The following is an 8273-nucleotide window of genomic DNA, read 5'->3' as shown; positions in this document are numbered from 1 at the left end:
CTCAAACGAAGACGCTGAGCCTGCGGGACAGAGTGCTGCGGTCGCCTCTGGTTGACCTGCTCACCGGACCGCACGGCGTCGATCGCTACACGGAGCTCGTCGAGCCCACCTGGACGCTGGGGGACTCCCGCGCCAAGGTCGTCGCGGTCCGTCGGCAGACGCCCCGCAGCGTCACCCTCACTCTTGAACCCAACGCGGCCTTCGCGGCCGGACCCGCACTGCGCGCAGGCCAGCACGTCAACCTCACCGTCGAGGTCGACGGACGCAGGCAGACGCGCTGCTACTCGCCCGCCAACGCCGAGAGCGACCGGCTCCTAGAGCTGACGATCGGTGTGCACGACGACGGGGTTGTCTCCCAGCACCTCTTCCGCAACGCCCGCCCCGGCATGGTCGTCGGACTCGAAGGCCTCGGCGGCGACTTCACGTTGCCGGCCGTGCGGCCCAAGCGCGTTCTGTTCGTCTCCGGCGGCAGCGGCATCACCCCGGTGCTGTCGATGCTGCGCACCATGCGCGATGAAGGATCGGATCGCGAGATCACCTTCATTCACTACGCCAGGACCCCCGAGGAGGCGTGCTATCGCGCCGAGCTCGCCGCCATGCCCGGGGTGCGGGTCCTGCACGGCTACTCGCGTTCGCCAGAGGCGGGCGAGCTGACGGGCTACTTCGGCCCGGAGCACCTGATGGACGCCCCGACCCCCGACGCGGTGTACGTCTGCGGGCCACCAGCGCTCGTCGAAGCCGTCCGTGCGCACTATCCGGACGCCAGCTTCGAAAGCTTCGTCCCGCCGGTGTTCGCGATCCCGACGGAGGCGCCCGGCGGAACGGTCGCCTTCGCCGACAGCGGCATCGACGTGAACGATGACGGTCGCTCGCTGCTCGAGCAGGCCGAGGCCGCCGGCCTGACACCACAGAGCGGATGCCGGATGGGCATCTGCCACACCTGTACCCGGCGCAAGACCAGCGGCGCCGTAAAGAACCTCATCACGGGCGCCGTCTCGACGGCCGACGAGGAGGACGTGCAGATCTGCGTGTCGGTCCCCGTCGGTGACGTCGAGCTATCGCTCTAAGCCACCCACCACCAACTCGAAAGGATCAGCCATGACTGCCATGCTCGAGAAGACCACCGACAAGACCACCGACAAGACCACGGACACCAACTTCGAGGGGCTGCCTGCCCCGATTCAACAGGCCATCACCAAGGTCGTCGCCGGGAAGTCCGTCACGATGACACCGGAGATGGCCGAGGCCTTCGGCGCCGAACTCGACGCACTGCGAGCGCGCGTCGTCGACGACCTGGGTGAGCGCGACGCCACCTACATCCGCCGAGTCATCAAAGCGCAGCGCGCACTCGAGGTTGGCGGCCGAGCCATGCTGTTCGCCGGGATCCTCCCACCGGCCTGGATCGCGGGCACTGCCATGCTGGCCGCGTCGAAGATCTTGGACAACATGGAGATTGGCCACAACATCATGCACGGCCAGTACGACTGGATGGGCGATCCAGCGCTCACCGGCCGCAACTTCGAGTGGGATTCGGCGTGCCCGAGCGATCAGTGGCGTCACTCGCACAACTACATGCATCACACCTACACCAACGTGGTGGACATGGACCGCGACATCGGTTACGGCGTACTGCGGATCAGCGAAGACCAGCGGTGGACGCCCTACTACTTCGGCAACCCCGTCTACGCGTTCCTGCTGATGGTGCTCTTTCAGTACGGTGTCGCGCTGCACGAGCTGGAGACCGAGCGCATCCGCTCCGGTGAGATCAGCATCGCCGACAAGCGCGAGACGATGGCCGGCATCTGGCGCAAGGTGAAGCGGCAGACACTCAAGGACTACGTCGCCTTCCCGCTGCTCGCCGGCCCCTTCGCGCCGTGGGTGTTCACGGGCAACCTGACCGCCAACCTCATTCGCAACGTGTGGTCCTACGCGATCATCTTCTGCGGCCACTTCCCCGACGGCACACAGGAGTTCACCAAGGAGGAGACCGCGAACGAGACTCGCGGCATGTGGTACTTCCGCCAGATCCTCGGCTCGGCTAACCTCACCGGCGGCAAGCTGTTTCACGTGATGAGCGGCAACCTGTCGTTCCAGATCGAGCACCACCTGTTCCCCGACATCCCCGCGTTCCGGCACGCCGAGATCGCCCCCGAGGTGCAGGAGATCTGCGAGCGCTACGGCGTTCCCTACAACAAGGGTCCGCTGCCCAAGCAGTTCGCCACCGTCGTTCGCAAGATCTGCCGGCTGGCCCTGCCCTGGAACTGACCGCCTATCGAGAGCGCCGAGCTTCGGCGACCAGATCGCGTAATTCGTGCTTCAGGACGGCGATTACGTGCTCGGTCGTCGACTCGGGGATCTCATTGGTGATGGGCAGCGACAGCATTCGGTCGGCCAATTGATTCGTGACTTCGAGGTCGTTGCGCACCAGATGCTTGAACGGCGACATGACGTGCACCGGTCGGAAGTACGGGCGCGTTTCGATTCGGTTGCGTAGCAGTCGATCCGCCAAGTCGTCCCGCAGATCCGGTGACTCCATGACCAGAACCACATCCTTGGCGGTGCCAATCCGATCGGCTACCCGGTGCGGCACCACGCGAAGGTGTTCCTGGTCGGCAAGCCCCTGCTCGTACTGCGTGGCCGTTCGGCGCCGCGCTGCCAGCCATTCCTCGATCTGATCCATACCGGCAAGGGCCAGTCCAGCGGGCCATTCTGCGAGGCGCCCGTTCACACCCGTTGATACACAGGTGAAATTGTCATCCAATCCGTAGCGGCCGATCTCGCGGAGCCGGGACTCGACGGTGTCATCGCGCAAGCTCAGGAAACCGCCTTCGCCCGCGGTCAGCACCTTTGTGCTGCTGAGACTGAACATCTCCATGTCCCCGTAGGTGCCCACCTTGCGCTCGCCGATCGTCGCACCCAGCGCCGCTGCGGCATCGGAGATCAGGAGAGCGCCCGACTCCCTGGCGAGGTCTTCGAGCGCACTCATCTCACAGGGCGCACCGTGTGCGAGTACCGGCACCAGGGCGAGCGTGCGCTCGGTGATCAACGGTGCCATCGTGGCGGCCGATGCGCACAGGGTGTCTGGCTCGATATCGCAGAAGACCGGTGTCAAACCGGCTCTTACGACCGAATTGACGGTCGACGGGAAGGTGTAGCTCGGGAGCACCACCTCGGTCCTGTCGTCGTGGTGGCCTGCGGCGTAGATCATGGCCATGCCCAGGGCGGTATCGCCGCTGGCGGCGGTCACGACGTGTCGGACGCCGATGTACTCCTCGAGCGCAACTTCCAGCTTCGCGTTCGTGGGTCCGTTGTTCGACAACCGACGGGATCCCGCAATGGATTCCACCAATTCGTGCAGGCGCTCGGTCGGCGGGAACGACGGCATGGAAACGCGCACCCGGCCGGTGGCGTCGTCGCCGTAGGACACGATCTGCGGCGTCGTCAGACCAACGGACCGACCTCCGGCGGTCAGAATCGCGGTCAGCTTCGCGTGACGGGGGGATCCGTCACCACCCTCGGGGAAGCGATCGGCCTGCCACGGCTTGGTATATCCCACGGTGGCTGGATCGACCGAACCCAGCGCCTCGTCGATCTCAACGGTCTGAGTTCCCGTGTTGCGGTCGTACACCGTCGCCGGGCCGTACACCAGGTCCGCAGAATCGTTTTCGAGGGCCTCGATGCTCGCCTGAAGGTGGTCGGGCAGGTACTCGGAGTCTTCATCGAGAAGGAAGAGGACCGACCCGGCTGCGAGGTCCTGAGCGAGGTTCAACGCCCGCGCGTGGGCGGCGTGCCGCCGTTGTTCGACGTTCCAGCTGCCGGCATCGAGGCGTGCGATCTCCGCGTAGCTGATCCTCGGGTCGCCGAACTCCGCGACCACGGCGCGCATCGGCGCGTTGTTCTGCCGCTCGCTGACGACGATGAGCTCCCAATCGCCGTGAGTCTGCGCCAGTACCGAGGGAATGACCCGGGTCTGAAGCGCGTAGGTCTGATCGCAGCAGGGCAGGAGGACGCTTACCAGTTTCGGGTCGTTGGTCTGTTCCTTCACCGTCGCCACCGCAGATCGTCGTTGAGCTCGCCTTGCTCAAGTAGGTGCCGAAGCCGCCCGGCCCGGTTGCTCTGCGGTGCGGCCGCCTTGCGTTGCCAATCTGCGCTGCGCATGTTGTCGGAGATTTCGGCGAGGCCTTCCTCGAGCTGGACTGCGCGGCGTTGGCAGAAACGACGAATGCGAGTTCCGTCCACCCGGTAGTGGCGTCGATCGGTGGCCGCAGGGTGTCTCTTCACGTGGCTTCCTGGCACTCGCCGCCGGACGAGCTCGGCGATTTCTGCGATGGAGTACCCGGTCGAGTCGTCGGTCACGTTGAAGACCTGGCCACGCATTTCGTCCTCGCTGGATTTCAGAACGTCCAAGATCGTCGAGGCGGCATCGCGAACGTGCAACAGAGGGCGCGACTGTTCGCCCGTTCCGTGCAGGTTGATCTCGCCATTCATGTGCGCTGCGGCGACCATGGTGTTGACGACTAGGTCAGAGCGCAAATTGGGCGACAAACCGTAGAGGGTCGCAAACCTGAGGACGGTCGGAGAAAAAGCCGACGATGCCTCCGCCCGAATGCCGATCTCGGCCGCGAGCTTTGATCGCGCATATGCAGAAATTGGTGAACAGCGGGATCCCTCATTCGAGATTCGCGCCGGCGCGGAGCCATACACGCTGCAGCTCGAGGCAAAGACGAATCGTCTGACTCCGGCGCGCTTTGCCCGCCGCGCGAATTCGACAGCTGCGGCGCCATTCGCCCGTACTGCCGAATCGGCACGCAAATCGCAGGCCGCGTCGCTGGAGATCGCGGCGAGGTGGACGACCGCGTCGTATCCGGCGAGATGTTCCTCCGTCAACTCCTGGAACTCAGCCCGTGGCCCGGGCGTGCCATTGGATTGCACGGCTTGGTAAAGATCCAGGTCGATACCGTCGACGGCCCACCCGGCGTCAACGGCCTGCTGCTCGAGGACGGCTCCCAAGAATCCTCGAACACCAGTTACGAGGATCGTCATGAAGGTCCGTTCCCGGCCGACGCTCGCCGCGTCTGCTGGCCGATCGGTCGTTGAGGCTTCATCATTCCCCTCAGTAAGCGCGTGCGGACGGTGATCGGGTTGATCTTCTGATCAGCGCAGCCCGCCTGCGTAACTGTGGGCAAACTACTTCGTCGAAGTCTGTGGAACCTAGTTTGCCAACGGAGGCGTGGTTTCGCAAGCTTAAGACGCCATTCGAGCAAACTACCTTTTGTACGCTTTCTGCATCGGTGACACCGCGCTACTCCAGCCCGGGCACGTCTCGGGGTAGCTGATCTTGACCGTTGGACAGAAATTCACCAGGCTCGCTTGATTGGACGTATGCCTGATGTTGTCGTCGAGCTAGTCGGTTGAAAATGACGCCGGCGACACGGCTCGCGGGATAGCGCCCATTTCTCGGGCAATGCTCGGCGCGACCGCACGTGCGATGGCCATGATTCGGCGCACGCTCTCCGCGTGCCAAATCACCATGTCTTCGCCGACGTTGCCTGCGACCAGTGGCCCGACGACGAACAACCCGGGCGCAGCTCTGAAACGGCTGTCCACCCGCAGTCCCGTGTTCGAACTCGACGGATCGACGAGGCCTGACCGGAGCATCTCTCGCAGAAGCGGAGACCGGGTCGCGGAAACGTCTTCAAACCCCATGGCGCCGACGACGACGCCGTACTTGGCATCGAGGTCGTACTCATTTCCCGCATCGTCGGTCACGCTGACCCGAAGTGAATGGCCGTCTGTTTTGCAGCCCCGGTAGCGTCCCGCGCTGAACTCGACTGCACCCGATTCGACACATGATTCGACGATGTCGACGGAATCCCGGGAGTCTTGGCGTAGAAGATTGGAAATTTGCATACCGTAATGGGCGGCCAATGCGGCGCGCTCGCCATTGTTTAGCGAGGCGGCAAAGTAGGGAATCGATGCCGCAATTCGAGGTACGGTTGCCCCGTCCGTTCCGGATTCAACGGCTGCGCGCAGATCGCAGGAAACTGCGTCGAGCAATTCTTGGGCGGTGACCGACCCGCCGCCGCCTACTTTGATCTTGAGTGCCGCGATGGCGCGAAGTTCGGCAACTTCGCTGCCCTTTTTCGGCCGCCAATGACGGGGCCTGCCAGTCGGCGTGAGGACCGTAATCGTCGCTTGGAGGTCACGGACGATGTCCTGACAGGCGAGCACGAATTCGAGCGCCGTGGCGTTTCCGCCGACCACCAGAATGCGCCGCTGCACGATGGGAAGCGCAGCGAGCGTGCGGCGCACCCGTGACAACGTCGCATTCAGTCCTGGGTCGTAGACGTCGTGGATGAGTCCGTCGATCGACTCATCGTCCGCGCACAGGCGGCGCGCCGGGGGAGAGCCGACCGTCAAGGCGACCGTGGTGGTCGCGAAGGCGATCGTCGGGCCGTCTCGGTGCGAGGTAGAGACGACATAGCCGTCCTTCATCGGGTCGATGGCCGTGACGTCGGCGGTGGTGAGCGTGAACTGTGCGATGCCGTCGGACTCGGCTGCGAGCATCGCGGTCCGAGCACGTTCGGAGAGGTACGCGCCGTACAGGCGGCGGGGAATGAACAGGCGATCCCATCGTCCCTCGGCGATGTCAGCGCGATGTCGCTCGAACCATGCCGGATCGATGCCGGTGCCGGGCGTCACCCGGTGGTGGTCAGTCAGCCACTCGGTGAAGCGAACTCGCTCGTCGTCCGGAAGGAAGTCGTTCAACGAGAAGAGGGTGAGTGACCCTGGGCCAGAACGATTGCCGTAGGCGACTCCAGTGAAGAACTGCGGATGGCGATCGATGATGTGGATCCGCACCGGATTCGGCGGTGGGCCGCCCGCCGACGATAGGCCCTCCAGGAGCGAGAGCAATGTGTGAGAACCCGACGCTCCCGCGCCGATGATTGCCAGATCTGCAGTCCGCGGTGGTTCGGAATGACCCTCCGTCACGTGGCGGATGGATATCGCGCAAGGAGTCGCTTCTCGTGACGCGGCTGCAGAGCGGCCCGACGAATGTCCCCGTCGTAGTGGGCGAGCACCCGCCGGTCCATCACCCGGCGCCATAGCGGCGGGATCGCGGCAACCAAGAGCATGGTGGCATAGCCGGCCGGCAGCTGAGGCGCCTCGTCGTCGTGGAGGAGAGCCTGATACCTGCGCTGTGGATGCGCATGATGATCGGAGTGCCGCTGGAGGTGAAAGAGGAAGAGATTCGACACGATGGTGTTGTTGTTCCAGCTGTGCGCGGGACGTACTCGCTCATAGCGTCCGTCGGGTCGCCGTTGCCGCCGTAGTCCGTAGTGCTCGACGTAGTTGATCATCTCCAGCATGCAGATGCCGACGATCGCCTGTCCGATGAGCCACGGAAGCACCTCGCGGCCGAATACCGCCACCAGGCCGCTGTACAGAACCAAGGTCATGAGCCACGAATTCAGCACGTCGTTCTCGAAGGACCACGGCGACCTGCCTGCGCGCGCCAAGCGTTCGCGCTCAATCCGCCAGGCGCATCGCGCGCCACCCACCACGGATCGGGGGATGAACTCCCACAGACTTTCGCCGAGACGTGAGCTTGCGGCGTCCTCCGGCGTGGCCACCAGAATGTGATGACCGCGGTTGTGCGCGACGAAGAAATGGCCGTAAAACGACTGGGCAAGGGCTACCTTGCTCAGTCTTCGCTCCAATTTCGCGCGTTGGTGTCCCAGCTCGTGGGCGGCGTTGATTGCGATGCCGCCGATCCCTCCGAGGGAGAACATCAGGCCCAGCCGGTCGATGGGTTGCATGTGCGACCCACCCTGGCGGCTCCACAGCCAACAGGCGAGCACCACCGACGAATATTGGATGGGGAGGTAAAGGTAGGTGGCCCAACGGTAGAACGAGTCGCTCTCCAAGAATGCGAGCGCACTGTCAGGTGGGTTGTCGGCGTCCGGTCCCACCACGTAGTCGAGGATCGGGACGATGATGAGGGTCAGGATCGGGCCCAACCACCAAAAAATCCCCCAGCCCGTCGCACAGGCGCCGGCCCACGAAATCAGGACGACAGCTGGCACGACGAGACCGAGAAGCCAGAGATAGCGCTTGGGGTCGGGCCATGACACAGCGTTGCTGGTTTGATCGGACAGAGTGTGTGGCCGGGTCAGTGACATAACCACCTCACTAGGTCGCGATTTTCGGACTGCTCCAGTTAACTGACCGGGTCTAGGGAGAATAGCGCATTCATCGTCAGTTGATCGCGC

At 64.1% G+C, this 8273-nt stretch carries 6 protein-coding genes; 2 read left to right on the top strand and 4 right to left on the bottom strand.

Annotated features, from left to right (window positions below):
- The first annotated feature begins 32 nt into the window (after positions 1-32).
- Entirely contained in the window at positions 33-1067 is a 1035-nt protein-coding gene (locus tag QOD90_RS28945) for a ferredoxin reductase (RefSeq protein WP_526355598.1), read from the top strand.
- A gap of 31 nt (positions 1068-1098) precedes the next feature.
- Positions 1099-2265 carry a fatty acid desaturase family protein gene (locus QOD90_RS28940; protein WP_526355596.1) on the top strand — a complete coding sequence of 389 codons (1167 nt, stop codon included), beginning with the start codon at positions 1099-1101 and terminating at the stop codon, positions 2263-2265.
- A 4-nt stretch (positions 2266-2269) separates the two neighbouring features.
- Here the strand turns inward: QOD90_RS28940 and QOD90_RS28935 are convergent, their stop codons facing one another.
- The 4 genes from QOD90_RS28935 to QOD90_RS28920 form a co-directional block, all read right to left on the bottom strand.
- Entirely contained in the window at positions 2270-4045 is a 1776-nt protein-coding gene (locus QOD90_RS28935; protein WP_526355594.1) for a DegT/DnrJ/EryC1/StrS family aminotransferase, read from the bottom strand.
- Entirely contained in the window at positions 4042-5043 is a 1002-nt protein-coding gene (locus QOD90_RS28930) for an NAD-dependent epimerase/dehydratase family protein (protein WP_526355592.1), read from the bottom strand. Before QOD90_RS28930 ends, QOD90_RS28935 begins: the two co-directional genes overlap by 4 nt.
- A gap of 360 nt (positions 5044-5403) precedes the next feature.
- Positions 5404-6993, bottom strand: a complete 1590-nt coding sequence (locus QOD90_RS28925) for an FAD/NAD(P)-binding protein (protein ID WP_526355590.1) — start codon at positions 6991-6993, stop codon at positions 5404-5406.
- Entirely contained in the window at positions 6990-8183 is a 1194-nt protein-coding gene (locus tag QOD90_RS28920) for an alkane 1-monooxygenase (protein WP_526355588.1), read from the bottom strand. Before QOD90_RS28920 ends, QOD90_RS28925 begins: the two co-directional genes overlap by 4 nt.
- Positions 8184-8273 lie beyond the last annotated feature (90 nt).

The sequence above is a fragment of the Mycobacterium sp. genome, assembly GCF_032161845.1.
In the GTDB taxonomy this organism is placed as follows: Bacteria; Actinomycetota; Actinomycetes; order Mycobacteriales; family Mycobacteriaceae; genus Mycobacterium.
The sequence above is the reverse complement of the archived record's forward strand: the minus strand, read 5'-3'. Positions and strand labels throughout refer to the sequence as shown.

Coding starts and splice junctions, on each gene's coding strand:
- QOD90_RS28920 (WP_526355588.1), bottom strand. CDS start 8,183: ATGTCACTGACCCGGCCACACACTCTGTCCGATCAAACCAGCAACGCT.
- QOD90_RS28930 (WP_526355592.1), bottom strand. CDS start 5,043: ATGACGATCCTCGTAACTGGTGTTCGAGGATTCTTGGGAGCCGTCCTC.
- QOD90_RS28940 (WP_526355596.1), top strand. CDS start 1,099: ATGACTGCCATGCTCGAGAAGACCACCGACAAGACCACCGACAAGACC.